This window comes from Amazonocrinis nigriterrae CENA67, from assembly GCF_016056305.1.
GTDB lineage: Bacteria > Cyanobacteriota > Cyanobacteriia > Cyanobacteriales > Nostocaceae > Amazonocrinis > Amazonocrinis nigriterrae.
The window spans coordinates 20,393-47,201 of the sequence record NZ_JAECZC010000028.1; the positions used below are offsets into that span (position 1 = coordinate 20,393).

A 26,809-nucleotide genomic window follows, 5' to 3' on the forward strand; every position below is an offset into this window, starting at 1 on the left:
CCCTTGTTTTTTCGTTCCTCCTCCCTCGCCTTTTAGGAGAGGGAGGCTGGGAGGGAGAGGTTCATCGAACTCACGTTAGTATGAAATGCACGCAGCAGTAAACGTGCTGTTTCTAGCTTGATGTTTTTTTGAGACATAATTAATACCAAAATCTAAAATTGCATGACCTGTCTACAAAGGCGATCGCTCATTACACTAATAAATGGCAAATTGATTCTGTGATGCAATCTCATCACTTTGTTGATTCAGTTTCCAGTCAATGAACAATAGCCAGAATGGTTGATTTCAAAAGTAAAAATTACTATGCAGTTGGGAAACTTCAATTTTAAATCACCCTCTGGAATTGTGTTTTATAATAGTAGATTTTGAATTGCTTATGAAACTACCCTCATACATGCTTATAGGATTGTTCCTCAGCTTCCTCCTCAATTTTGTGCCGTTTTCGGGCAATTTCACCAATGCAGCAACACCGACAGCAGTGGCACCCGTGTCTGGTATCTCACTCACCAATGGAGTGCAAAAAACGGTATTAGACAACGGCTTAACAGTATTAACCAAAGAAGTGCATACTGCCCCAGTAGTCAGTGTACAGGTTTGGTATAAAGTTGGCTCACGCAACGAACTGAAGGGAGAAAATGGTATTTCCCACCAATTAGAACATTTGATGTTCAAGGGTACAACCGATCGCCCAGTGCAGTTTGGACGGTTGTTTAGTGCATTGGGTAGTCAGTTCAATGCCTTTACCAGCTATGACGAAACAGCTTACTTTGGTACAGTCCAGCGAGACAAACTCGAAGCACTGCTGACCTTGGAAGCAGACCGCATGGAAAACGCTTTAGTGGGAGCTGAACAACTAACTAGTGAAAAGCGGGTAGTAATTTCCGAATTACAAGGGTATGAAAACTCACCAGGCAATCGTCTAGATCAGGCAGTAATGCGAGAAGCTTTCCCAAACCGAGCCTATGGCTTACCCGTGGGAGGCACGAAAGCAGATGTAGAAAAATTCACGGTGGAGCAGGTGCGGAATTATTACCAAACCTACTACAGTCCAGATAATGCCACCTTGGTGATTACGGGAGATTTTGCTACAGAACCCGTCCTGAAAGTTGTCAAAGAAATTTACGGAAAGCTACCAAAACGACCCAAGACAGCTCGTTTTCAGCAAACAACATCCACCTCATCCGCTTCTGTTGCCAAAAAAACCCCTATCGTCCTGAAGCAACCTGGAAGTGCAGCACTGCTGCAAGCTGTGTATCCTTTGACAGATATCAAGCATCCCGATGTCCCAGCAATTGATGTCATGGATGCGATTCTCACGGGCGGACGCAGTTCTCGACTGTATCAGGCTTTGGTAGAATCTGGACTTGCCAGTTCAGTTAGTGGCGGTGCAGCGGAACTGATTGAACCAGGTTGGTATGAGATTAGTGCTACGGCAGCTCCTGGTCAAGAGTTGGGGAAAATTGCCCAGGTACTTGAGCAAACTTTAGCGAAACTGCAACAGCAACCAGTTACTCTAGAAGAGTTGAACCGAGCCAAGACAGCACTGCAAGCATCATTTGTACTGGGTAATCAGGATATCACCTCTCAGGCCACCCAGTTGGGGTACAATCAAACTGTCGCTGGGGATTATCGTTTTGTTGAAAAGTATTTGGCTGCGATCGCCAAAGTTACCCCCGCCCAAGTCCAACAAGTAGCAAAAACTTACCTCAATCCTGCTAAACAAACCATCGGCTTTTTTGAACCAACTCAACCAGATGGTAAACCAGGAACTTCTAGCACTGATTCTGGTCGCACTGCGGAGAACTTCAGCCCCGGTAAGCCTGTAGACCCAGCAGAACTTGCCAAGTATCTCCCACCCGCCACATCAGCTACAGATTCCAGCAAACAATCGTTACCAGAACAGTTCACTTTGGCAAATGGCTTGCGGGTGCTGCTGTTAGCTGACCACAGCGTCCCCACTGTTAACCTCAGCGGCCAAATTGATGCAGGAACTGAATTTGACGGCAATCAAAAAGCTGGATTAGCCAATCTGACTGCTGGTAACTTAACCAATGGCACCCAGACTAAAAATGCTCTCACCATAGCCAAAACCTTAGAAGACCAGGGAGCAAGTTTAAGCTTTGGTGCTAGCCGCGAAGGAGTTAGCATTAGCGGTCAAGGATTATCAGCCAACTTACCGACATTAATTGAAACTTTGGCAGATGTGGTACAACATGCCACTTTCCCCAAAGACCAGTTAGAATTAAGCCGTCAACGGGCATTAACAAGTCTTAAAGCCCAGTTGGATGACCCCAACTCACTCGGACGACGGGTATTCCAGCAAGCCATTTATCCAGAAAATCATCCGTTCCACAGCTTTCCCACAGTTGAAAGCTTAAAGAGTATTACTCGTGATGATTTATTGCGCTTCTACCAACAACATTATCGACCAGATACTACAACGATCGCTTTAGTAGGTGACTTTGATCCGGCTAAGGTAAAAGTATTGTTCAATCAGGTGTTCGGTAAATGGCAGGCTACGGGTGAACCGCCTGTGATTAACTTGCCAACGGTGTCATTTCCCCAAACTTCCACACGCTTAAATAAAGTAATTCCTGGTAAGGCAGAAGCCGTTACCTACATCGGCTATAACGGTATTTCTCGCAAAGACCCGCGTTATTATGCCGCATTAATACTGAATCAGATTTTAGGCGGTGATACCTTATCTAGTCGTTTAGGTACAGAAGTGCGCGATCGCCTGGGTCTGACCTATGGTATTTACAGTGGGTTTGCAGCGGGAGTTAAGCCAGGCCCGTTCTTAATTAGTATGCAGACTGCACCAGGAGATGCCCCGAAAGCGATCGCTAGTACTATTGCTTTACTCAAACAGTTACGTGAACAAGGAGTAACTGAAGCTGAATTCAATACTGCGAAACGCTCAATTACTAACAGTTATCCTGTGGAATTAGCTAATCCCAGTGAAGTATCTAGCATTATCTTGGATAATGCTGTATTCGGGCTATCACGAGCAGAAATTCGAGAGTTTCCTCAGCGAATTCAGGCTGTCACTATGGCCCAAGTGCAACAAGCAATTGAGGAGTTAATTAAGCCAGAAAATCTGGTTATTGTGACAGCTGGGCCTGGAGATATTACACCCAAGGGCAGTTGAGTATCAATAAAATTTGTAGAGACGTTGCAATTCATATCTCTACGAAATTGTATTGGTTTATCACAATAGTAAAAAACCTAGTCCATGAAAATGGGCTAGGTTGTTAATTGTAAGGAGGTATGATAAATATTTGACACTAACTGAGCTATCTAAATAGCTAGTAGTGCGCCACACAAACTTTGCCTGGTGACAAGCTGGTGAAGCTGGGGAAGTTAAGAAGTTACATTTAAAAACTCTTTCTTCCCCGTTTGTTCTCACCCGACAATTTGGGGTTCATCGAGTACTAGTTTTGGTAGACGCTTTTGGAGGTTTAGTAATTTATAACCTTCATGCTGATAGCAGAGATTATTCTCTACCTTACCTCCTATAAGCATCAAAAAGATTAGTAGTGAACTATTATTGCTAATAGTCGCTTAACCTAACCTTGGTGTGAATTTGGTTGTGGATTTCCGCCACTGAATGATTTAGCAATAGTGTCAATATGACTGATAGCATATACATACACAAATGCTTCAGCCAGCTTAGTCAATGCGGTAGGATTGCTAACGTCACCACCATTATGACCTGTACCACCATTGATAGAGGTGGAATCTGCATCGCTTAATTCATTGAGAAAGCTTTCGGAATCTTCAAACAATTGAAGGCCAGTATTATGTAGTTCGTAAACAGCGATAGTTGACATAATTTACTCCTAGATTGATTGATCGATTGAATGCAAGTTGTTTTCGTAGGTAATTAAGTTCTTTAACTTAACTACTTGATGCTATTCTGCTCTAAATATTTTTGAGATTCAACTAGGAAATCTCGTTCAAAAAGACTTAATATTTTTAATTATGTCTATCATAAATTATTACTGGAAATAAATATTGTCTCTTCCAATTTATAGTCAAATTTAATCTTAAAAAATCAAGTAGCATAAATTTCCAAATTCAAATATCAATAAAGAAATATTCCATCAGACATAATTAGCTTTCAACTAAAAGTCTGAGACTAAACACGCAAAGCCAGTAACTGAAGGCTATACAGCAATTTGTTTCAGCTAATTACCCTAATTTTCTATATAACTTTTGGATTATGTCCAACGAGAAACAAGATGGTGTCTGCATTTACAACTGCTGTTTACAATTTCTGTTTTGCTTATAATATGCGTGCATTTACGGATTTATTTATCATTCAATATTTCAAACATAATTCCAGTAATTTTGTCTACAAAAGTGGTGAGCTTTTAGGCATGTACAATTTGAGTAAATTAATTATGTAAATTTGATATAATAGACTTTTAGTTGTTTTTATAGGTAATTAAAGTTTCTGCCCTCTGACCTAGACAGAGGGCTTTTTTTTGGGCCATTACCTCACTTTGATGAAAACTGCTGTAAATTATTTTTCTATAAAAACCAAATCTTCAGGCTGAGCAGTTAACTTGATATTTTGACCATTGACTTGAACCACGAAGTCAAAGCCAGTAACATGACCTTCTGGGAGAATGATGAGGCGATCGCTCAAAGACTTGAGATAATTGGGAAATCCTTCACTAGACACGCTACCATCATTAATGGCAAGATAACCGAGGAGTCGGCGAAATAGTTTTGGCAAAATAACGGTGTTGTCAGTGATAGTTTCTAAATCTTCTAAAACGAAACCATCATTAGTTTTGTCTAATGCCCACAAACCTTTCTTGTCCTTACGAACTTTCTCGGTGACAGCTATTAACTCTTTGCGGATATCGGGATATAGTTGGGAGTAAAAGGTAGGGTAAGCTAGCCCTTTATTCAAGAGATGGTAATTAGCGCTCTTTTTCAATAAAGATTTATCGAAGTAAATACTGCTACCATCCTCTGCGTCTGAAGTGCCCTTGAAGGCAAAGGCTACACTTCTACCATATGTGTCTGCAAATCGGGTAAGGATAAAACCAGGAACTTCTTCTGGTTCTGCCGCAGTCACTATTTCATTAGAATTACGAGTAATTTTTTTAAATCCTAAAAATTTGAGCAATTCGCTAGCAGCACTATGAGCAAATTCCAGTGGCTGGTGCTGCATCCCTACACTACCGCCCTTGGGATGGAAGTGTGTTTCTAGTGTATCAATACTATCTAAGCGTAACTGTGCCCCTCCTGCACGGTTAGTAACGATTCGTGTCGCTAATTTCTCCCATAGCTGAGGGTTGTTGGGATAGAAGCGGATAGAATCGCCATCAGGAGCAGCTTTGATCACTCTAAAGTTGCCCTGGATGAGGGTCATTGCCATTTGTTAAGCTCCTTTGATTGTTGACTGATGGCTGTTGACTGCTAACTAAAATATCAAGGTTGCTTTTGAACTTTTCGTAAATGCTCAAACCTTTGTTTTGACGTTACGTCCCTGCGATCATCTGAATGTGGAATAATATGTATAAAAAATACTCTGTTTCCAGATTGACCAGCCCCAAAGGGGCGGGGTGTAGGGGAAGAATCTAGCACCAATGAAATTGCATACAGAGCAACTACTTTCAACTATGGAAAAAGAAAAAATGTATTTCGAGACACGGTTGTGCGAGAAATACGGCGTCCTTGCTTGAAACCCCTGATTTTAATTATGGGGTTCCCTGCACCCCACGCCTACCCCTCACACCCTTCTCATAAATATGTCAAAATGTTATTAATTGGCAAAAAGCAGGACGGATGCGATCGCTAATGATTAAATTAAGGACTGGATAAAGCTAATCACTCTAACTGTCCGATACTTGTTTGAGATGGTATTAATTTTAGATATGCATACCTCTACTATTTTGTCAAGTATAAACACATAATCTGATTTCCAGATCAACTCTATATTCAATGCAAAAAACCTCTGAGAAAACGTATCAATTTCATTGATTTTTTGCTACGCCTTTCTGGAAGAGAGAAGTATGTTTAGTCACAATTAAAATATTTATTAGTCAAAAAAAATTGAGTATTGACAATTAACATAACATCAGGCGTTTGCAATCAAAAAACCTGCCATTTTGGCAGGTTTTTTGATTATGGCTGATAAAATACTTGATTAAAGTTGAAACACAATTGTAAATGTCTTATAAATTACAACAGCCTAAATATTGAAGATTTGGTAAAGAACTTTATGTAACCTTCGGCTCATGTTAAGTAGATAATTATGACTAGTTTGAAAAAGAGTTGGAAAAATAACTAAAATCAATGAATTTTGAGGCAATTACTGAGCGTTCGCATAATCGACCATCCCCAGAAGTAATTAATGTTTTTCAGCATAATTACGCGAACGATGAGTCATTAGCTACCTAGTTATAAAATTCCAGATATTATATTTATATAGATTGGCTCTGTTGCGGCCTTTACGGGTCTAAGCAACAAATATAACAAAAAATGTAGGCTGTGTTGCTTAGTTAATTATGGGTAATCAATTTAGTTGTATTATTATTGGTGAGGGAACTTTACCGCTCCAATGCGTACAAATACTTAGAGAAAAAGGTCATGAAATTTACGGATTAGTCTCCGCAGACAATTCAGTACATACCTGGGCTGAGAGTAACAAAATACCTCATATTCAGCCAACTGATAATCTCAGAGAATTTTTAAGCCAGCAGCCTTTTGATTACTTGTTCAGCATTGTCAATCCCTCTGTCTTACCCGAAGAAATTCTAGAGTTACCACGCCAGTGTGCTATTAACTATCATGATGCTCCCCTACCGAAATATGCGGGAGTAAATGCAACTTCCTGGGCGTTGATGAATCAGGAAAAAACTCATGGGGTGACGTGGCATGTCATGGCGGCTACCGTTGATGCAGGTGATATTCTCAAGCAGGTAATCATCGATATTGCTGATGATGAGACAGCTTTAACGCTCAATGGTAAATGCTATGAAGCAGCCCTTAACGCATTTGCTCAGTTAGTAGATGAGCTATCTTTTGGTATAGCCCAAGCAACCAAACCAAACCTGAATGAGCGCACCTATTTTTCGCGCTCCAAAAGACCGAGTGCAGGTGGAATCATCTCATGGAAGCGTTCTGCTCATGAGCTAGATGCCATGATTCGGGCTTTAGATTTTGGTACTTACCCTAATCCATCAGGTAAGGCAAAATTGTTTATAAACAACAACTTTTTTATAGTTTCCCAGCTTGAGGTTCTGGAAAACTTGTCCAAACGCGCTCCTGGAACGATAATCGCCATTGAACCTAATTTGATCCAAGTTTCCACAGCAAGTTATGATATTGCCCTCCATCAAGTGCTGACTATTAATGGTCAAGCGCTATCGATCGCGGATTTGGTGGAGACATTTGGACTACAGGTTGGGTGTCAGTTTTGTGATATCGAGCCGGATCAAGTAAGGCAGATTGAAAAGTTGGATAAATCAATTCCCAAGTATGAGACTTTTTGGGTAAAAAGACTAGCAACTTTAGAATTGCTGGCGCTTCCCTATGCACAACACACAGCATTACATTTAGACAAGCAGCAATATGCATATGCAAAGATGTCGCTACCCCATGAGGCGATCGCCTTTTTGCAAGAGCGCCGTCCACAATGGAACTGGGGCGATTTTCTAGAAACTGCTTTTGTTGCTTATCTCGCTCGCATTGGTGGCCCTGGCTCTTTTGATATCGGATACAAATATATAGATCTGCAACAACAGTTAGTGGGAACCGCAGGTTTGTTTGCATCAGTTGTTCCTCATCGAGTAGAGGTAGATTGCGAGCAAAGTTTTGAGCAAATTTTTCAGGAATATCAAAAACAAGTCAACTTGACCAAACACAACCTGACTTATCCACAAGATGTAGTATCGAGGTATCCGGCTCTGCGTTCCTTGCCGCAACTGGGTAATAAGCAGTTGTTTCCAGTGGTTATAGAGCGAGTGGAAAAGCTCGAAGACCACCAAGGTGAGTCCGGCAATGAACTGAGCTTCATAATTGCAGCAGATGGCAAGGAATGTTGTTGGTTGTATAATACAGCGGTTTTAGATGGTGACAAAATTGCCAGGATGCAAGAGCAGTTTGCTGTTTTTCTGCAAGGTATTGTCACTCAACCTGAAGGGTCTGTTGCTTATTTGCCTTTACTATCTGAGCAAGAACGGTACAAAATTTGGGTGGAGTGGAATGATACAAAAGTAGATTATTCCAAAGATAAGTGTATCCATCAGTTGTTTGAGGAACAGGTAGAGAAAACACCGGATGCCGTTGCAGTAGTATTTGAAAACACACAACTCACATATCAGCAGCTAAACCAACGAGCAAATCAGCTGGCACATCATCTACGTAGCCTAGGTGTTGGGCCTGAGGTTTTTGTTGGCATATGTTTAGAGCGCTCTTTAGAGATGATAGTAGGACTGCTAGCAATTCTCAAAGCTGGAGGTGCCTATGTGCCATTAGATCCCACATATCCCTCGGAACGCTTAGCTTTTATTTTGCAAGACACTCAAATACCTATAATTCTCACCACCGCACAATTAGTCAACAGCCTACCTGCTCATGCAGCACAAGTAGTTTATTTAGACTCACAGTGGCAAGCGATCGCCCACAATAGTCAAGAGAATTTAGTTTGTGAGGCTACACCTGATAACTTGATGTACATCATTTACACTTCTGGTTCTACAGGACAACCCAAAGGTGTAATGATTCCTCATCGGGGAATTTACAACCAACTGCAATGGCGGCAAACAACTTTTAAATTAACTCAACAAGACAAAGTTTTACAGACCATTTCTTTTAGCTTTGATCCCTCGGTGTGGCAGATATTTTGGCCGTTGTGCAATGGAGCGCAATTGATTCTAGCCCGCCCTGGTGGACATCAAGACCCTGCCTACCTCGTGAAGGTGATTGTGGAACAACAAATCACTGTTCTAGCCTTAGTACCTTCCATACTGAGTGTATTACTGGAGCAGCAGGGAATTGAAAATTGTCAAACTCTCAGACACGTCACCTGTGGAGGTGAAGCTTTACCTGTCAAACTCATAGAGCAATTCTTTGCCAAATTGAACTTGCACAATGTTCTGATTAATTGCTACGGCCCCACAGAAGCTTCCATTGACGCCACTTTCTGGAAATGCCAGCATGACACCAATTATTTGATTGCCCCTATTGGTCGTCCCATTGCCAACACGCAGACTTATATTTTAGACTCCCACCTGCAACCAGTACCAATTGGAGTCCCTGGCGAATTGTACATTGGTGGCGTTGGTCTGGGCAGGGGCTATCTCAATCGCCCAGAATTAACACAAGAGAAATTCATTGCTAACCCTTTTTATCAAAGCAGGGGAGCAGAGGAGCAGGAGAGCAGGGGAGAAATAAGTATAGAACGTCTCTACAAAACTGGGGATTTAGCTCGTTACTTAAGCAATGGTGACATTGAATTTCTCGGTCGCCTCGATAATCAAGTTAAGGTACGCGGCTTCCGTATTGAACTTGGAGAAGTTGAAGCAGCAATAGCACAACATCCAAGCGTTCAGCAGACTGTAGTCATAGCCAGGGAAGATAACCCAGGTGACAAACGTCTGGTTGCTTACATCATTCCTCACCCAGAACAGACGCCCAGCAGCGACGAACTGCGCGGTTTTCTCCAAGAGAAACTCGCTCTGCACATGGTGCCTAGTGCCTTTGTTTTCTTAAACACCCTACCCTTAAACCCCAACGGAAAAATCGACACTCGTGCCCTACCAGCACCCAGCTTTTCTAGACCAGACCTGCAACAAGCCTTCGTTGCTCCTCGCACCCCCATCGAACAGGAGATAGCTGAGATCTGGGTTTCTGTCCTCAAACTAGAAAAAGTTGGTATCGACGACAATTTTTTTGTTTTGGGGGGACATTCCTTACTAGCCACTCAAGTCATGTCTCGACTGCACCAAGCCTTTGGAGTAGACCTTCCTTTACGTACTTTATTTGAATTACCGACTGTAGCTCAATTGGGAAATCGCATCGAGACAGTTCAGTGGGCAAACCAACTGTTGCGAGCTTCTGAATCCGAGACGACAAACGATTATGAAGAGGGAAGACTATGAGAACGCTGGATGAGTTGTTATCTGACCTGCGCCGTTTAGACGTAAAACTATGGGCTGAAGGTGAAGACTTGTGCTTTCAAGCTCCCTCAAAAACAATCACACCAACCCTGCGGCAAGAGCTAAAAGAGCGTAAAGCAGAAATTTTAACTTTCCTGCACAACGCCAATGCAGCATTTAAAGGCAATGCTTCACCGATATTACCAGTGCCGCGATCGCAAAATTTACCCTTATCTTTTGCCCAACAACGCCTGTGGTTTATCGACCAATTAGAACCAGGCAGTTATACTTATAACATGCCTTCTGCTTATCGCCTCACAGGGCAGCTCAACGTCACTGCCTTGGAGCAGAGCTTAAATGAAATTGTCCGTCGCCACGAAGCCCTCAGAACCAACTTTCCATCAGACAATGGGCAACCAAAGCAAGTTATTACCCAAGATGCAATTTTAACTTTGCCAGTCATAGACCTACGAAATATTCCTGAAACTGAAAAAGAAACACAAGCCCAAGAAATTATTCGCTTGTTTGCACAAAAGCCGTTTGACCTAGCTACTGACTTATTGGTTCGCGTCCAACTTCTGTGCCTAAAAGAAACAGAATATATACTGGTGCTAAACATACACCACATCGTTTCTGATGGCTGGTCTTTTGATGTCTTGTTGCGGGAACTGACAGCACTTTACTCTGGGTTCTCCAGCAATCAACCTGCAAAGCTTCCCTCATTACCCATACAGTATGCCGACTTTGCTGTTTGGCAACGTCAGTGGTTACAGGGTGAAGTTCTAGAATCTCAGTTGGAATACTGGAAAAAACAACTCAGCAGTAGTCCTGCGGTACTCAAATTCCCCACTGACCATCAAAGACCACCAGTGCAAACCTATGGGGGTGCTGAGCAAACTTTTTCCATTTCCCAAGACTTAACTGAAAAGCTTGTAGCTTTGTGTCAGCAAGAAGAAGTCACTTTGTTTATGACTCTTTTCGCGGCGTTTCAAACATTACTTCACCGCTACACAGAGCAAGAAGACATCATTGTAGGCACTCCCATTGCTGGGCGCAATCAAATTGAAACTGAAGGATTGATTGGATTTTTTATCAACTCCCTAGCCCTGCGAATTAATTTTGAGGGTAACCCAACTTTTAGGGAGTTACTCAGTCAAGTTAGAGAAGTAACATTAGAAGCCTATGACCACCAAGACTTACCTTTAGAGAAACTCATAGAAGAACTACAACTAGAACGAGACCTCAGCCGTTCGCCACTGTTCCAAGTCCTGTTCGTCTTGCAGAATACCCCAAGACAAAATTTACAGCTTCCAGGACTGACCATCACTCCTTTTGAAATTGAGAATCACACAGCAAAATTCGACCTTAGCTTTTATCTTCGAGAAACTTTAGAAGGCATCAGTGGCAGTATCGAATACAACACAGACTTATTTAATGCTGCAACTATCACTCGACTGGCGGGGCATTTTCAAACTTTACTACAAGCCATTATCACCAACCCAGAGCAACGCCTTTGGGATTTACCTCTGTTAACAACATCTGAACAGCATCAACTGCTAGCAGAGTGGAATGATACCGAAAGTGAATACCCCCAAGATACCTGCATTCATCAGTTATTTGAGAGCATAGTCGAAAAAACTCCCAACGCTGTAGCAGTCATCTTTGAAAACCAGGAAATAACTTATCAGCAACTCAATGAATCTGCTAATCAGCTAGCAAATTACTTGAGAACGCTGAAAGTCAAGCCAGAAGTTCCAGTTGGCATCTGTGTTGAGCGAACGCCCTATTTAATCATAGGACTTCTAGCCATTCTCAAAGCAGGTGCAGCCTACCTACCACTCGATCCAGCATATCCAAGAGAGCGTCTTGCTTTCATGTTAGAAGATGCTGCTGTGACAGTTCTAATAACTCAAAAGCACTTAATTGATGAACTTCCTGCACACCAAGCCAAAGTAGTTTGTCTAGACACAGACTGGCACATTATTAGTACAGAAAATTCACAAAACCCACAAAGCGAAGTCAAATCCACTAACCTAGCCTACCTGATCTACACCTCTGGCTCTACAGGCAAACCTAAAGGAGTACAAATTATTCATCGCAGCGTCGTCAACTTTCTCACGGCGATGCAACAGCACCTAAAATTAACTAACCTTGATAGTCTACTATCAGTTACTTCCCTATCTTTTGATATTGCAGTTTTAGAAATTTTTCTGCCTTTAACAATAGGAGCCAAGGTAATTTTAGTCAGTCGGGAAGTTGCTTTTGACGGTTTACAGTTATTACAACAACTCAATAACTCTGCTGCAACCGTTATGCAAGCCACCCCTGCAACTTGGCAGATGTTAATCAAAGCAGGATGGGAAGGAAATGCACATCTAAAAATTCTCTGTGGTGGTGAAGCCTTACCTCAAAGTTTAGCCAACCAACTATATCAAAGAAGTGCAGAAATTTGGAACTTATACGGCCCCACAGAAACAACTATCTGGTCTACAATTGGGCGAATTGATCAGCAAGAAGCTTTAGTAACTATTGGCCGTCCCATCGCCAACACTCAGATTTACATCTTAGATAAATATTTGCAACCCGTGCCCATAGGTGTTCCTGGAGAACTACATATTGGTGGCGCAGGATTAGCGCGGGGTTATTTCCAGCGACCGGAATTAACAAAAGAAAAGTTTATTCCAAATCCCTTTAGTTTTGATGCTGAAAGCCGCTTATACAAAACCGGAGATTTAGCTCGTTATTTACATGACGGTACTATAGAATACTTTGGTCGCATTGATAACCAAGTGAAGGTACGGGGTTTCCGTATCGAACTATTAGAGATTGAAGCTGCGATCGCTCAATACCCCAGTGTAGATCAAGCGATCGTCACTGTCAGAGAAGACAATCCAGGTGATAAACGCCTAGTAGCATACATCGTTTCTCGCTCAGGACAGAAGCCCACCACCGACGAGCTGCGTCAATTCCTCAAACAGAAACTACCTGAGTACATGGTGCCTAGTGCCTTTGTTTTCTTGGACACCCTACCCCTAACACCCAATGGAAAAATAGACCGTCGCGCCCTCAAAGCGCCAGACTACTCCACACCAGACTTAGCAGCAACTTTTGTTGCGCCTCACACCCCCATCCAACAGCAGATAGCTGATATCTGGGCTTCTATCCTCAAACTGGAGCAAGTCGGCATTTATGACAACTTTTTTGCGTTAGGAGGACATTCCCTGCTAGCCACTCAACTGATGGCACGACTGCGAGATGCCTTCAAAATCGACTTTCCCGTGCGTACTTTATTTGAAGCAGCTACCGTAGCGGAATTAAGTTCACGCATCGAGACAGTTCAATGGGCAACCCAACAGTCACAGGATGACACCACGGGCGAATATGAGGAAGGTGATTTATGAAAACAATGAAAACAATACATGAATTTTTATCTGACCTCCGCAGTCTAGATGTTAAAGTCTGGTCAGAGGGAGATAGACTGCGCTACAAAGCTCCTAAAGAAACACTCTCCCCAGACCTCTTACAAGAATTGCGACAGCGAAAAGCAGAAATTCTCTCGTTTCTCCACGACGCTGCGGCAATTACAAACAACAATTTTTCACCCATATTACCAGTATCACGTTCTGGCAATTTACCCCTTTCTTCTGCCCAGGCTAGACTTTGGTTCCTCAATCAAATGGAACCCAACAGTCCCGTCTATAATATGCCCGCAGCTTATCGACTGACAGGGAAACTTAATGTTACTGCTCTCAAACAAAGCTTATGTGAAATTGTTCGCCGCCATGAAGTTTTTAGAACAGTCTTTCCATCACAAGATGGAGTAGCAAACCAAATTATATTTAACGATGTTAATTTAAATATTCACATTAAAGATCTCAGCGAATTTTCACAAGAAGATAGAGAAGCAGAAACTCATAGGCTGGCAATAGAACAATCCCAACAGCCGTTTGATTTAGCACAAGAACAATTATTGCGTGTCCAACTTTTAATTTTGTCGCCAGATGAACATGTGCTGCTTTTAAATATGCACCACATTGTTTATGATGGCTGGTCTGAAAATATATTTTTTCAAGAACTGATAGCACTGTACTCAGCTTTTTGTGTTGGTAAACCTTCACCATTACCAGAACTTGCTATCCAATATGCTGATTTTGCAGTTTGGCAACGCGAGTGGTTACAAGGTGAAGCCCTGAAATCTCAACTGGAATACTGGAAACAGCAACTAAGTGGCAACCTACCCGTCCTGCAACTACCAACTGACCATCAACGTCCGCCAGTCCAAACTTACGAAGGCACTTATCAATCACTTCAGTTATCCCCCAACTTAGTTTCGGCGCTCAAATTCTTGTGTCAGCAGTCAGGAGTCACTTTATTTATGATTCTACTGACGGCATTTAAGACGTTGCTATATCGTTATTCTGGGCAAGAAGACATCATAGTTGGTACTCCTATTGCTGGTCGTAATCAAGTCGAAATCGAAGGGTTAATTGGACTTTTTGTCAACTCCTTGGCCTTGCGGACTAATTTGCAGGGAAACCCGACTTTCCGAGAACTTCTCAATCAAGTTCGAGAGGTCACACTAGGAGCATACTCTCACCAAGACCTGCCTTTAGAGAAACTCATAGAAGAACTACAGCTAGAACGAGATACCAGTCATTCGCCACTGTTTCAGGTGATGTTCGTCTTCCAGAACACTCCAAAACCAAACTTGGAACTTCCAGGAGTGACTATTAACCCCATAGAAATCCATAGCGGTACAGCCAAGTTTGACCTGACCTTGATGCTAGAAGAAACATCAACAGGTATTAGGGGAGCCATTGAATACAACACAAACTTATTCGAGGCTGCAACCATCACTCGAATGCTGGGGCATTTCCAAACATTACTGGAAGGTATCGTCACCAACCCAGAAAAACGCCTCAAAGACTTACCATTATTAACACCATCCGAACAACATCAGCTGCTTTTTGAGTTCAACCAAACCAAAACTAACTATCCCCGCGATCTCTGCATTCACCAACTGTTTGAGATGCAAGTCGAACGTTCACCCCATGCAGTCGCTTTGGTTGAGCAAAATCGCCAGTTGACTTACCAAGAATTAAACTCTCGTGCCAATCAACTCGCAGCCTACTTGCGATCGCAAGGAGTGGGGTCAGAAGTTCTTGTGGGTATTTGCCTTGAACGTTCCATTGAAGCAATTGTGGGAATTCTGGCGATCCTTAAAGCTGGTGGCGCTTACGTTCCCCTAGACCCAGCCTATCCCCAAGAGCGTTTGGCTTTCATGCTAGACGACACCAAAGTTTCTGTATTGCTGACTCAAAAGCAGTTTCTGGAAATATTGCCAGCAACACCTGCCAAAATTGTAGATTTGGATGCCTTTGATGCATACAGTGATGATTTTGTCAATGTTTCTAACAACGTCACCGCGAATAGTTTAGCTTATGTGATGTACACATCTGGCTCAACTGGGCGACCCAAAGGAGTCAGCGTGATTCATCGCTCGGTTGTGCGGTTAGTTTTGGGTAATCACTATGCTAGTTTTAGTTCACAAGAAGTATTCCTGCAACTAGCGCCGATCTCCTTTGACGCTTCCACCTTTGAGATTTGGGGTAGTTTGTTAAATGGAGCAAAACTGGCAATCTTCCCCAAGGGCACTCCTTCTTTAGAAGAGTTAGGAAAAGTGATTCGTCGTCAGGGAGTGACTACGCTTTGGCTGACAGCAGGCTTATTCCACCTGATGGTTGATGAACGCTTAGAAGACTTACAATCTTTACGGCAGCTATTGGCTGGGGGCGATGCCCTATCAGTGCCTCACGTGGAAAAGTTTTTGGCAACAGTGAAAAACTGTCAATTAATCAACGGCTACGGCCCTACAGAAAATACAACTTTTACCTGTTGCTATCCAATGAGTGCTGCAACTGTGGTGGAAAATTCCGTACCCATTGGAGGTGCGATCGCTAACACTCAAGTCTACATTTTAGACGAGCGGATGCAACCAGTTCCTATCGGCATTCCTGGGGAATTGTACACAGGTGGCGACGGCTTAGCCAGAGAATATTTAAATTGTCCTGATTTGACTGCTGAAAAATTCGTTACCAACCCTTTTAGCGACGAACCAGATGCACGTCTGTACAAAACAGGCGATTTAGTCCGTTACCGTTGGGATGGCAAAATTGAATTTCTCGGTCGCATTGACAATCAAGTGAAGATTCGTGGTTTCCGTATCGAACTTGGAGAAATTGAAGCTGTCTTGACTCAGCACCCCAGCGTACAACAAACTGTGATCACAGTCAGGGAAGATAACCCAGGTGACAAGCGTCTGGTTGCCTATGTCGTTCTTCATCTACAACAGACAGTCACTACTGATGAACTGCACCGCTTTCTCAAAGAAAAGCTGCCTGAGTACATGGTGCCCTCTTCCTTGGTGATCCTAGACAGTCTGCCCCTCACCCCCAACGGTAAAGTAGACCGCCGCGCCTTACCTAAACCTGACCAAGGAAGACAGGAGTCTGAAAAAATTTTTGTGGCTCCTCGAAATAAATTGGAACATCAGTTGACCAAGATTTGGGAAAATGTCTTAGGTATCCAGCCCATTAGCATTACAGACAGGTTCTTTGATTTGGGAGGACATTCCCTACTAGCAGTTAAACTGTTTGCTCAAATCGAAAAAACTTTTCAGAAAAATCTGCCCTTGGCTACATTGTTTGCGTCGCCGACCATTGAACAGCTAGCTGTTGTTTTGCGTTCCCAAATCGAAGATTCTCCTTGGTATTCCCTAGTGCCGATTCAGCCTAACGGTTTCAAAAAACCATTCTTTCTGGTTCCTGGTGGTGGCGGCGGACAATATGAATTAAAGGTCTACGCCCAATTGCTGTACCTTCTGGGTGATGAACGTCCCATTTATGGGTTTCAAGCACGAGGTTGGGACGGCATACAGGCTCCTCACACGACTGTAGAGGCTATGGCTGCTGACTACATCAAAGAGATCCGTAGCGTCCAACCAGAAGGGCCATATCTGATTGGAGGTGAATGCATTGGAGGAGTAGTTGCTTGGGAAATTGCCCAGCAGTTAGTCGCACAAGGACAAAAGGTCAACTTAGTCTTAATGGATACAGCTCCTCCAAATAATAAAAGAGAACTGCGTCATCGCATAGAGCAATTTTTCCAAGTTAAAAGAATTGGTTATCACTTGGAGCAACTCAAGTCGATTTCGCCATCACAAAGGATCACCTACATTCTTAATCTACCCACAAAAGCCAAAGTTAAGCGTCAAGCAAATGACCCAACAAGGTACAGCAAAAAAGTGGAACAGAGTTATATGAATGCCCTCATGCGCTATAGGCTTCTTCCCTACCCCGGTCGCATGACATGGCTGATGACCGAGACTGTGGATCGTCAAGCTTTCATTCAACAGTGGAAAAAACTTGCAACCGGAGGCTTGGAAATACATAGAATCCCAGGAAAGCACAAGTCTTATCTGGGCAAAGATGTACAGACCACGGCTCAAATGTTAAAGACTTGTCTTGATGCAGCACCAGCAGAATCGTAAAAGGGACTGGGGATTGGGTGATGGGTAATGGGTGAGATCTGATGACTAATAGTAGAATCCAATTACCAATTACCAATTACCAATTACCAATTACCAATTACCGACCTCCACAGGTATCATAAGTGTTTAAACGGACATGATATTATTGATTTGGTATTACCTATGACCGCCCCAGTCGCCTTTTTTATCTTCAACCGACCTGCTTTGACTTTGAAAGTATTTGAAGCAATTAGGCAGGCCAAGCCCCAAAAACTTTTCGTGATTGCTGACGGCCCCCGAACCGAACGACGAAATGAAGCTGAGAAGTGTGCTGCTACTCGTGCTGTGATCGAGCAGGTTGATTGGGACTGTGAAGTGTTCAAAAACTATTCAGACGTAAATTTAGGCTGTGGTCAGCGCGTATCTACAGGCATTAGTTGGGTGTTTGAGCAAGTTGAAGAAGCTATGATTCTGGAAGATGATTGCCTCCCTCACCCTAGCTTTTTCCCTTTTTGCACTGAATTATTAGAGAAATACAAAAATGAACCAAAAATCATGACCATCACCGGAACCAACTGGTTAGGGGAATGGAAACCACAGCAGCAAAGCTATCACTTTAACTTTTGTGGAGGCTTTTGGGGATGGGCTACTTGGAGAAGAGCCTGGCAAGGTTATGATTATGATCTCAAGTTATGGGCAAATGAAGAAGCCAAAGAGCGTGTTCGTGATTTTATTGCTGATGACAAACATTTTCATGCTTTGGCTAACGTTTGCTCACAAGCTTATAACAAAGAGGTTGATGCTTGGTCTTATCAGTGGCTATTCCAATGTTGTTTACACTCAGGAATAGAGGTGGTTCCCTCAGTCAACCTCATTTCTAATATTGGCTTTGGTCAAGATGCAGCCCATACCAAAAATGCTTATGATGTCAGAAGCAAAATTCCCTTATCACCTCTGTTATTCCCTCTCAAGGAACCAGATGCAATGGTGATAGATAGAAAGTATTTCAATATGGTTAGCAAGAGACTATCCAAGAATAATCATCCTATTTTGAAATTGAGAAATAAAATCAACAAATTGTTTTCCAAGGTGAACAATGCGATCGCACTCACTAGGTCAGCATAAATATCTGTAATCTAGCTTTGAATAAATTCTGAGGAATTGCGTTGAAGCAGTGTAGTTAATAAGACTAACTATCACGACCGACGACTGCGATCGCTTCAATCTCAATCCGCAGATGTGGGTTGGCAAGTGTTTGCACACCAAGCCATGTGCTTGCTGGCGGTTTGCCTCCAAAAAACTTGTTCAAAATGGGGATGACAATGGCGGCGTAGTCAGGTTTATAGTCAACAAAAAACACATGAATCATGGTGACATCAGATACAGATGCACCTGCACCCTTTAATGCTAAATCAAGGTTTTTGAGTACTTGCTCAGTTTGTGCTGCTAGATCCGTATCACCAACAAGTTGGCGATTGATGTCCCAAGGCACTTGTCCCGACACAAAGACCAACGTTCCTGGAGGGGAGGTAACAACCTGAGTAAAGCCTAAAGCAGACCCATCAAATATTCCCTCTGGTTGAATGTATTGCTTTTCCGTCATGGCTAGTTTGCTCGTGATTGTTGGGTAATGGAAAGATTTTTGACATATTTTGCCCAAGCACTACTTTATCAATTTGCCCTACCAAAAGGAGATTGATTAATAAAAAGCTTAACTTTGAGAGCAATCAGAGCGAAATTCGCCATTAAACAACAGATTCAGGCGATTAGTTAGTTAAGCCTTGTTCGAGAGCATAGCCCACTAACTCGGTGCGACTATTTGTACCAGTCTTGCAGAACAGTCCACTAACGTACTTCTCAACGTTGCGAACGCTAATGTTTAGAATACGGGCAATTTCTTTATTTATCAAACCTTCTGCTACTAGGACTTACGCACAGGTAATGGAAAGAAAATCGAACCGCACAGAAGCCAGTGCGTTGGGCGGGTTCCCCGACTTGAAGCAACTGGCGCGACGCAGAGAACACAGAGAAATATGAGTTTGAGAGGTTTTTTGCGTAAGTCCTAATAAATAAGAATTATCAAGAGATTTTGCGTAAGTTTTATATATTTAACGTGAGTTAAATTTTACGCGTGGTTTTTCTCCTGGCTGCTGAAAAAATGTCACTATACAAGGCAAAAGCCGCTCTAGAGATATCTGGAACGGCCTGGAGAGAGTTGTTCTTGCATCAGGGCTTCATAAGTGTAATGCCCTATTTTCGGTATAGAAGATTCGGTATATACCCGTTATACAGTCTACTTTTGACGCTTTCCGGAAAAAAGATTCAAAAGTTACAGTGATATAGTTCCCAAAATCATTTCCAATTAACACAGAGTGCATCGGATAATTAGCAAGTTCATAAACAAACGCCAAGTATGGCTATTGACGATGCTGTTTGCTGCTGTGGTGGCAATCAGTGTAGTCATCGCGGGTGGTCATAATTCCCTACAAGCAGCTTCTTCTGTGGGTAAAGACACACTGACAATGATTACTTCGCCAGATTATCCTCCCTACGAATTTTATGATACAAAGGGGGGCGATCGCCAAATAGTTGGTTTTGATATTGATATTGCTAATACCCTGGCTAAGGAACTGGGATTTAAACTCAAGGTGATGGAATCTGATTTCAATGGCTTAATTCCAGCACTGCAAGCAAATCGAGCTGATTTTGTCATGGCTGGGATGACTCCCACCCCAGAACGCCAAAAAAATGTCGATTTCTCAATTATCTATTACGAAGCTAAGGATACGATTGTCGCTCCCAAGGGTAGCAATTTCAAGCAGCCAAAAGACTTGTCAGGTAAAAAGGTGGGGGTACAATTAGGGACTATCCAAGAGCAAAATGCGAAAAAAATCGCCGAAAAAGTTACAGGTATTCAACTCAAGCAACTGAATAAAGTACCGGAAGTCATTCAGGAAATGAAATCTGGACGAATTGATGCAGCAATTGTTGAGGATACTGTGGCTAGGGGTTTCGCCCAAGCTAACCCAGAGTTAGAGTTTAATGTGATTCCCTCAGAATCAGCAAGTGGTTCAGCGATCGCTTTTCCCAAAAATTCTGCTTTGGTTGCACCGTTTAACAAAGTCCTTCAGCAAATGAAAGACAAGGGTGAATTGGCAAAACTTGCAACCAAGTGGTTTTCTGTGAACGCCAAGGTCGATGCTGCATCTTCATCTGCTGCTAAAGGCGGACTAAATCTCGATTTCACCAGAATCTTTCCAGATATTCCTTTTATTCTTAAGGGTATACCCATAACTTTGTTGTTCACTTTGTTATCTGTATTTTTGGGGTTAATCTGGGGAACAGTACTGTCATTATTGAAGATTACTAATATCAAGCCGCTTACCTGGCTGGCTAATGCTTATACTTCTGTATTCCGAGGCACACCTTTACTATTACAGTTGGCTTTGGTTTATTACGCAACGCCACAGCTGACAGGTTATGACATTTCGGCTTTGCAAGCAGGGGTGCTGACTTTTACCTTGAATTCTGGCGCTTATATGTCAGAAACCATTCGCGCTGGTATTCAAGCGGTAGATAAAGGACAAAGTGAAGCAGCCATGTCTATGGGTGTGTCCTACTGGTTGATGATGTGGGATATAATTTTGCCCCAAGCTTTGAAGAATATTCTCCCCGCTTTAGTCAATGAAACTATCGGACTACTCAAAGATTCCGCCTTAGTGTCAACCATCGGTGTCGTGGAAATATTACGTAGTGCCCAAATTGTCGGTGCAAATAAATATATTTACTTTGAACCGTTGTTATTTGCAGGATTAATTTACTACATTCTGGTTATGGGTCTGACCTTTGGTGCATCTGCTTTAGAAAGGAGGTTAAGGCAAAGTGAGTAATGTAGTCATTCGCACCGAGTTTTTGTGTAAATCCTTTGGCAAGCTTGACGTACTCAAAGATATTTCCACGGAGATTTACCAAGGGGAAGTAGTGGCAATTTTGGGGCCTTCCGGTTCGGGTAAGTCTACGTTTCTGCGATGCATGAATTTGCTAGAACGCCCTACCAGAGGACGAATTTACTTTCACGAACAAGAAATCACTGATCTCAAAGTTAATATTGCCAAGGTTCGCCAACGTTTGGTGATGGTATTTCAGCACTTTAATTTGTTTCCTCACATGACTGTGTTGCAAAATGTCACCTACGCACCCATAAAGGTGAAAGGCGTAGAGAAGCAGCAAGCACAAAGTAAGGGTTTGGAGTTACTAGCTAAGGTAGGTTTGTCAGAAAAAGCAGATGTGTATCCATCTAAATTATCTGGCGGACAGAAACAGCGTGTAGCGATCGCCCGTGCATTAGCCATGGAACCAGAGATGATTTTGTTTGATGAACCCACCTCTGCATTAGATCCAGAAATGGTTAAGGATGTGTTGGAAGTGATGAAAGCTTTGGCACAAACGGGAATCACCATGGCCATTGTCACCCATGAAATGGGGTTTGCCAGAGAAGTTGCCAGTCGGATTATGTTCCTTGACCAAGGTAGTTTAGCAGAAGATACCACTCCTAGCGAGTTTTTCCGCATTCCTCAGTGCGATCGCGCTCGGCAGTTCTTAGAAAAAATGCTTTGATGATTTTATAACCTGGGGCAGTTGACTCGACAAACGCGATCGCACACTTTTCATATCATTGTGACAAATATGTCATATCTCCTTGATATTCTGAATCAAAGTGAACATCAGTTCGCTCCTCACACCATACCACCACCTCTTGCTATTGAAAAACAAGAGGTTTTTTTTATTGGATACTACATCAGGTCGATGTGATGAAATTTATCTATCGAATGGAGGAATTAAGGTAGGCAGTTATAGATATTAAATAAGTAAGATTCCGATCACCTGACGAACTTTAACTGTTTAATCTCCTTGCTGCCATATCACAGCAGGAGATTTTTTTTACGATAACTAAAGATAGCCATAATTTCAAGTCCCAACAATCACTCCTCAAAGAGGGGAACAGTTTTTCCTATTTCCTGTTCCCTATCCAAAAGTGAGAAACCTTGACTTGGGCTACGTGAGGCTAAGGGTTTTGACTATTGTTTGCCTCAGTCCTAAGAGTAAGGCATAAAATCTCTCAGCTTTGGAAGTATCCAGAGTATCGGGGAGGCACTTGATGAGATCAATTCTCCTACTGACGAGCAAATGGCACTGATTAGAATTTCACTGGAAAGGCGCAAGATGAACTATCCAGAGCGATATGAGCAAGAAAGACTGTATACCCTGTATAAAATCAAGTTCCTCTTGAGTGAGGTAATTAATCTTCTCAACCAATAATCAGCCTACGACATCTCATCACATCTTCACGGCATCCTCTCAAGTAGGGGATTTTTTGATGGGTGGTTACGCTACCTAAAATGAAAAAATCAAAAAGTTTAGTTCAGACAGGTAAAAATGGTCATCTTTTTGAACAATAGAGGTAGACACTAAAGCCAGATAATAAACTATGAGTGAACTTCCCAACAGTTTAGAAGATGCGATCGCTCAATCACGAGTAGCTACCCAAGCCGCCCTTGCAGATGGCCATACTCGCCTGCAAGTTGAGTTTTTGTTCCCAGAACTGAAACACCAGCTAGTTGCAGAAGATTTTCTCCCAGTGTTCGCTGAATATGAGTCTCACCTGAAAGTTTTCTTTGCTGATGCTGGTGGTGCAGCCTTAGCCCGTCGTGATTGGGCAGATGCAGCATTTAAAATTACAGATATTGGTACGGGAAGGGCTGCTTCTCTACAGTCGAAAATTCAGCCAGAGGATGAAATTTTCTTGTTCGTTGCGCCTACTTCTGTGGAAGTTCCCCAACTAGAAAAGCTATGTCAAGAAATTGGCGATCGCCCTTTAGTCATTTTAAACCCTCGCCTGGAAGATGCCGGTACTGTGGGTATCGGTTATGCTGCTAGGAAAGTGCGCGATCGTTTCCTCAGCACCATTGAATCCTGCTACTACCTGCGTCCTGTAGATGAGCAAACAGCCGTATTTCGCTGCTACCCAGGACAGTGGGAAGTATGGGTAGAAAATAACGGTGAATATCAAATAATTGCCGAATTACCCGAAAAACCTTCAGGCGATGACTTGGATCTCATCCTCATGAAAGGACAACCCCAAACAACAGCAGCAGCCGCCACACCCACGAAAAAACCCAGTATGTTCAAGAGTTTACAACGGTTTTTAAAAGCGTTGAGTAGCTAGTGCCAAAAGTTAGGAGTTAGTAGTCAGTAGTCATTGATACTGCGTCGGCATCAATTCTTTCAAGGTGTAAACTAAATCTTGGGCGTGGGCAAGCATTGTTCTTGCTTTATTAATTAGATATTTCACGCCCTTTTTCTCATATTTTGAACCTAGAACGTAAATCCGAAATGGAATTTTTGATTAAGCAAACTCATGGTTATTGGTTTAACTTGCCTTCTGAGTTATTTTCCGAGGCTTTGCATCCGAACTCTATAGCTTCAAAGGCCATCGCTGGTTGGGGCGATTACCGCATAGAAGTCATGGAATGTGAAATTGCATTTTCTTTTGAAAGTCCTGGTATTCAAGTGATATTTGGAAACGACAATATACCAGAAGCACTTGCTCAACAACTGATAGAAGAAATTTGTCAAAATATTACAACACTAACAGGTCAACGCGCAGAAGTCATTTGGTTGTCATAACTTAGAGTTATATTCAATCATATTACTAATGCTTTAGTTAAATTGTATTGATTGTCTGGTGAGGCTTCTAGTGATTGCCCTCCCGGAAAGTGACACAATAGAGATATACAATCAAAAAAAGTTTTAATCAGCACAATTTACAATCAGGTGTGTCAAGGCATCAATCAAGCGATCGCTTTCCATTGGCATAATATCTTTACCATGCATAATCTCTTGAGTCATAACAAAATGCACTAATGACCCAATCAGAATTCTTGCTGTTGCCTCTGGATCAGGTATTTTCAGTTCAGTTCGAGAAGCCAAATATTTACTAATAGTTTCTATCGCCGGTTTAGCAATGCTGAGAATAAAAACTTGAGCTAATTCCGGAAACCGCGCTGATTCCCCAATTAAAAGTCGCTCAAAGGCTTGATATTCCTGGTCATTAACCATTTGTTCCAATGCGGTTTTTGCTAAACGCCGCAATACAATATAGGGTTCCCCCACCAAACCTTGTGTCCCCAATATTGAGTGAAACCGCTTTCTTGCCAGTTTCTCTATCAATGCCCGAAACAGCCCTTCTTTATCTTGAAAGTGGCTATACACCGTTGCTTTAGAAACCCCCGCCGCCTCTGCTACTTTATCCATACTAGTAGCAGCGTAGCCATGAACTAGAAACTGCTGCATCGCCCCAAGCAGAATTTTTTCTACTTTATCTGCTGAATTTGAGCGATCTATTTCCCCAACTTTTGCACGCACCATTTTTAAATAATCCTTTCTTGTAAACAGTCTTAAGAATTTCTGTACTTTGTCACAACCGAGTGGTGATTTTGGATTTTGGATTTTGGATTTTAGATTTTGCGGAAAGTTTCCTACGGAGGGAAACCCTCCTTGGAACTTTCCAAGACAGATTTTGGATTTTAGGTTTTGCTAATAGGTCTTCTGGTTCATGCGTTGTACAGCAGTTTGTTCAATGGGGAAACGCCCAATGCCCTTAAAGATGACATTCGTTGGCGCGATCGCTTGACTAAACTAACCAGTTTAGTATAATCCTATTATATAACTATACAGTTTAGTTTTGTATCTTACAGATCATTCTGTTTGTTGAGCATACAACTGAAGGGTGGAGCATGAAACCACATGCAGTGGGGATCTATTTCTCCTCTGCTTTTTTGCCCTCCTTTCCCCGTTGCTTCTTTAACCAGGACATTTACCAAAATTCGATTTTTTTCTAATTTGAATCAGCGAATTTGGAATTGCTTCAAAGGTATGCTATTGTGCAAAACTCAAAGCTAAACCGTTCAATATCTCCTCAGAGAATTTTACGCCCGCCCATTTTTATAGCTATTATTGTATCTTTGACTGTCATTGGAATTAGTGTTTATACGGTATTAAAATTTCAGGATACCTCTACTCAAAAAACACAAACTCCGGCAGTAATCCCAGAGCTAAAAACAGTCACAGCCTTGGGAAGGATCGAGCCAAAGGGAAAAGTAATTAAACTTTCTGCTACTACATCTACGGATGGTAGTCGGGTAGAAAAACTGCTGATCAAGGAGGGAGATAGGATAAAAGCAGGCCAGGTGATTGCCATTCTTGATAGTCGCGATCGCTTAGAAGCAGCATTAAAAGAGGCACAAGAACAAGTAAAAGTAGAGCAGGCAAACCTTGCTCGCATCCAAGCAGGTGCCAAACATGGAGAAATTGCTGCACAACAAGCAACAATTGCTCGCCTAACAGCAGAACGCCAAGGTGATCTTAACGCCCAACTAGCAAATATTGCCCGATTGCAAGCCGAAGTCCGTAACGCCTCAGCAGAAGATCAACGCTATCAACTGCTATATCAACAGGGAGCAATCTCCGCCTCCCAAAAGGATAGCAAGCGCTTAACTTTAGAAACAGCCCAAAAAAATCTGCAATCAGCACAGGCACAATTACAGCGCATCCAGTCCACTAGCCAGCAACAACTCAAAGAAGCCACAGCAACACTCAATGAGATTGCGGAAGTACGGGTAGTAGATGTAGAAGCTGCCAAAGCACAAGTGAGTCATGCCATCGCAGCCATGAATCGGGCAGAAGCGAATTTAAAACAGGCTTATGTGCGATCGCCTCAAGATGGTCAAGTATTCGAGATCCACACCCATCCAGGAGAATTGGTATCAAATGATGGCATTGCCGACATTGGGCAAACCAACCAGATGTATGTGGTAGCCGAAGTCTACGAAAGCGATATTAGCAAAGTGCGTATAGGGCAGCAAGTGCGAGTAGTGGGTGATGTGCTACCCAGTGAATTACAGGGAAAAGTCGAACGTAAAGACTTGCAGGTGCGACGACAAAATGTAATTAACACTGACCCCACCAGCAACATTGACAACAGAGTAGTGCAAGTCCATATTCAACTAGATGATACTTCCAGCCAAAAAGCTGCCGACCTAACCAATATGCAAGTCAAGGTGGTTATTGAATTGTAAGACAAAGGGTATGGGGCATTGGGCAT

The 26,809-nt window shown here is 42.5% G+C and carries 15 protein-coding genes and 1 pseudogene; 11 read left to right on the forward strand and 5 right to left on the reverse strand.

Annotated features, from left to right (window positions below; all coding sequences use genetic code 11):
- Positions 1 to 376: 376 nt before the first annotated feature.
- Complete coding sequence (locus I8748_RS15690) at positions 377 to 3,148, forward strand: M16 family metallopeptidase (RefSeq protein WP_225896432.1); 2,772 nt, start codon at positions 377 to 379, stop codon at positions 3,146 to 3,148.
- Between the two features lie 418 nt (positions 3,149 to 3,566).
- Here I8748_RS15690 and I8748_RS15695 read toward each other — a convergent pair whose 3' ends face one another.
- Positions 3,567 to 3,830 carry a hypothetical protein gene (locus tag I8748_RS15695; protein WP_198125513.1) on the reverse strand — a complete coding sequence of 88 codons (264 nt, stop codon included), beginning with the start codon at positions 3,828 to 3,830 and terminating at the stop codon, positions 3,567 to 3,569.
- 695 nt (positions 3,831 to 4,525) lie between these two features.
- Positions 4,526 to 5,392, reverse strand: coding sequence for a thermonuclease family protein (locus I8748_RS15700; RefSeq protein ID WP_198125514.1), 867 nt, complete (start codon positions 5,390 to 5,392; stop codon positions 4,526 to 4,528).
- A gap of 1,132 nt (positions 5,393 to 6,524) precedes the next feature.
- Here I8748_RS15700 and I8748_RS15705 point away from each other — a divergent pair.
- The 4 genes from I8748_RS15705 (at position 6,525) to I8748_RS15720 (ending at position 18,771) form a co-directional block, all read left to right on the forward strand.
- A complete protein-coding gene (locus tag I8748_RS15705; RefSeq protein WP_198125515.1) occupies positions 6,525 to 10,121 on the forward strand; it encodes a non-ribosomal peptide synthetase in 3,597 nt (1,198 codons plus the stop codon).
- Entirely contained in the window at positions 10,118 to 13,519 is a 3,402-nt protein-coding gene (locus I8748_RS15710; protein ID WP_198125516.1) for a non-ribosomal peptide synthetase, read from the forward strand. The genes I8748_RS15705 and I8748_RS15710 overlap by 4 nt, the downstream gene beginning before the upstream one ends.
- Positions 13,516 to 17,667: a non-ribosomal peptide synthetase gene (locus tag I8748_RS15715; RefSeq protein ID WP_225896433.1), complete on the forward strand. Its 4,152-nt coding sequence runs from the start codon at positions 13,516 to 13,518 to the stop codon at positions 17,665 to 17,667. The genes I8748_RS15710 and I8748_RS15715 overlap by 4 nt, the downstream gene beginning before the upstream one ends.
- A gap of 162 nt (positions 17,668 to 17,829) precedes the next feature.
- Entirely contained in the window at positions 17,830 to 18,771 is a 942-nt protein-coding gene (locus I8748_RS15720) for a glycosyltransferase family 2 protein (RefSeq protein WP_198125517.1), read from the forward strand.
- Positions 18,772 to 18,835: 64 nt separating this feature from the next.
- Here I8748_RS15720 and I8748_RS15725 read toward each other — a convergent pair whose 3' ends face one another.
- Positions 18,836 to 19,249, reverse strand: coding sequence for a RidA family protein (locus tag I8748_RS15725; RefSeq protein ID WP_198125518.1), 414 nt, complete (start codon positions 19,247 to 19,249; stop codon positions 18,836 to 18,838).
- A 163-nt stretch (positions 19,250 to 19,412) separates the two neighbouring features.
- Positions 19,413 to 19,571 (reverse strand): annotated as a pseudogene (locus tag I8748_RS15730) (response regulator transcription factor); the annotation flags it as partial.
- Between I8748_RS15730 and I8748_RS15735 the strand changes: the two are divergent.
- The 5 genes from I8748_RS15735 to I8748_RS15755 all read left to right on the forward strand — a co-directional run bounded on the left by I8748_RS15735 (position 19,522) and on the right by I8748_RS15755 (position 24,333).
- Positions 19,522 to 19,683 (forward strand): hypothetical protein, encoded by a 162-nt coding sequence (locus tag I8748_RS15735; protein ID WP_198125519.1) that lies wholly within the window; start codon positions 19,522 to 19,524, stop codon positions 19,681 to 19,683. The pseudogene I8748_RS15730 and the gene I8748_RS15735 sit on opposite strands and share 50 nt — an antisense overlap.
- Positions 19,684 to 20,072: 389 nt before the next feature.
- Entirely contained in the window at positions 20,073 to 21,536 is a 1,464-nt protein-coding gene (locus I8748_RS15740) for an ABC transporter permease subunit (protein WP_214662589.1), read from the forward strand.
- Positions 21,529 to 22,263 carry an amino acid ABC transporter ATP-binding protein gene (locus I8748_RS15745; protein WP_198125520.1) on the forward strand — a complete coding sequence of 245 codons (735 nt, stop codon included), beginning with the start codon at positions 21,529 to 21,531 and terminating at the stop codon, positions 22,261 to 22,263. The genes I8748_RS15740 and I8748_RS15745 overlap by 8 nt, the downstream gene beginning before the upstream one ends.
- Positions 22,264 to 23,134: 871 nt before the next feature.
- The gene (locus tag I8748_RS15750; RefSeq protein ID WP_198125521.1) at positions 23,135 to 23,872 is read left to right on the forward strand and encodes a DUF1995 family protein; all 738 of its coding nucleotides are present in this window, start codon (positions 23,135 to 23,137) and stop codon (positions 23,870 to 23,872) included.
- Between the two features lie 167 nt (positions 23,873 to 24,039).
- A complete protein-coding gene (locus I8748_RS15755; protein ID WP_198125522.1) occupies positions 24,040 to 24,333 on the forward strand; it encodes a hypothetical protein in 294 nt (97 codons plus the stop codon).
- Positions 24,334 to 24,456: 123 nt separating this feature from the next.
- On the opposite strand, the gene I8748_RS15760 is transcribed toward I8748_RS15755, so the two are convergent.
- On the reverse strand, positions 24,457 to 25,074 hold the full coding sequence (locus tag I8748_RS15760; protein ID WP_198125523.1) for a TetR/AcrR family transcriptional regulator: 618 nt from the start codon (positions 25,072 to 25,074) through the stop codon (positions 24,457 to 24,459).
- Positions 25,075 to 25,589: 515 nt separating this feature from the next.
- Here I8748_RS15760 and I8748_RS15765 point away from each other — a divergent pair.
- On the forward strand, positions 25,590 to 26,783 hold the full coding sequence (locus I8748_RS15765; protein WP_198125524.1) for an ABC exporter membrane fusion protein: 1,194 nt from the start codon (positions 25,590 to 25,592) through the stop codon (positions 26,781 to 26,783).
- Positions 26,784 to 26,809: the final 26 nt, after the last annotated feature.

Coding starts and splice junctions, on each gene's coding strand:
- I8748_RS15725 (WP_198125518.1), bottom strand. CDS start 19,249: ATGACGGAAAAGCAATACATTCAACCAGAGGGAATATTTGATGGGTCT.
- I8748_RS15710 (WP_198125516.1), top strand. CDS start 10,118: ATGAGAACGCTGGATGAGTTGTTATCTGACCTGCGCCGTTTAGACGTA.
- I8748_RS15700 (WP_198125514.1), bottom strand. CDS start 5,392: ATGGCAATGACCCTCATCCAGGGCAACTTTAGAGTGATCAAAGCTGCT.
- I8748_RS15695 (WP_198125513.1), bottom strand. CDS start 3,830: ATGTCAACTATCGCTGTTTACGAACTACATAATACTGGCCTTCAATTG.
- I8748_RS15690 (WP_225896432.1), top strand. CDS start 377: ATGAAACTACCCTCATACATGCTTATAGGATTGTTCCTCAGCTTCCTC.
- I8748_RS15720 (WP_198125517.1), top strand. CDS start 17,830: ATGACCGCCCCAGTCGCCTTTTTTATCTTCAACCGACCTGCTTTGACT.
- I8748_RS15755 (WP_198125522.1), top strand. CDS start 24,040: ATGGAATTTTTGATTAAGCAAACTCATGGTTATTGGTTTAACTTGCCT.
- I8748_RS15740 (WP_214662589.1), top strand. CDS start 20,073: ATGCTGTTTGCTGCTGTGGTGGCAATCAGTGTAGTCATCGCGGGTGGT.
- I8748_RS15760 (WP_198125523.1), bottom strand. CDS start 25,074: ATGGTGCGTGCAAAAGTTGGGGAAATAGATCGCTCAAATTCAGCAGAT.
- I8748_RS15715 (WP_225896433.1), top strand. CDS start 13,516: ATGAAAACAATGAAAACAATACATGAATTTTTATCTGACCTCCGCAGT.
- I8748_RS15735 (WP_198125519.1), top strand. CDS start 19,522: ATGTTTAGAATACGGGCAATTTCTTTATTTATCAAACCTTCTGCTACT.
- I8748_RS15705 (WP_198125515.1), top strand. CDS start 6,525: ATGGGTAATCAATTTAGTTGTATTATTATTGGTGAGGGAACTTTACCG.
- I8748_RS15750 (WP_198125521.1), top strand. CDS start 23,135: ATGAGTGAACTTCCCAACAGTTTAGAAGATGCGATCGCTCAATCACGA.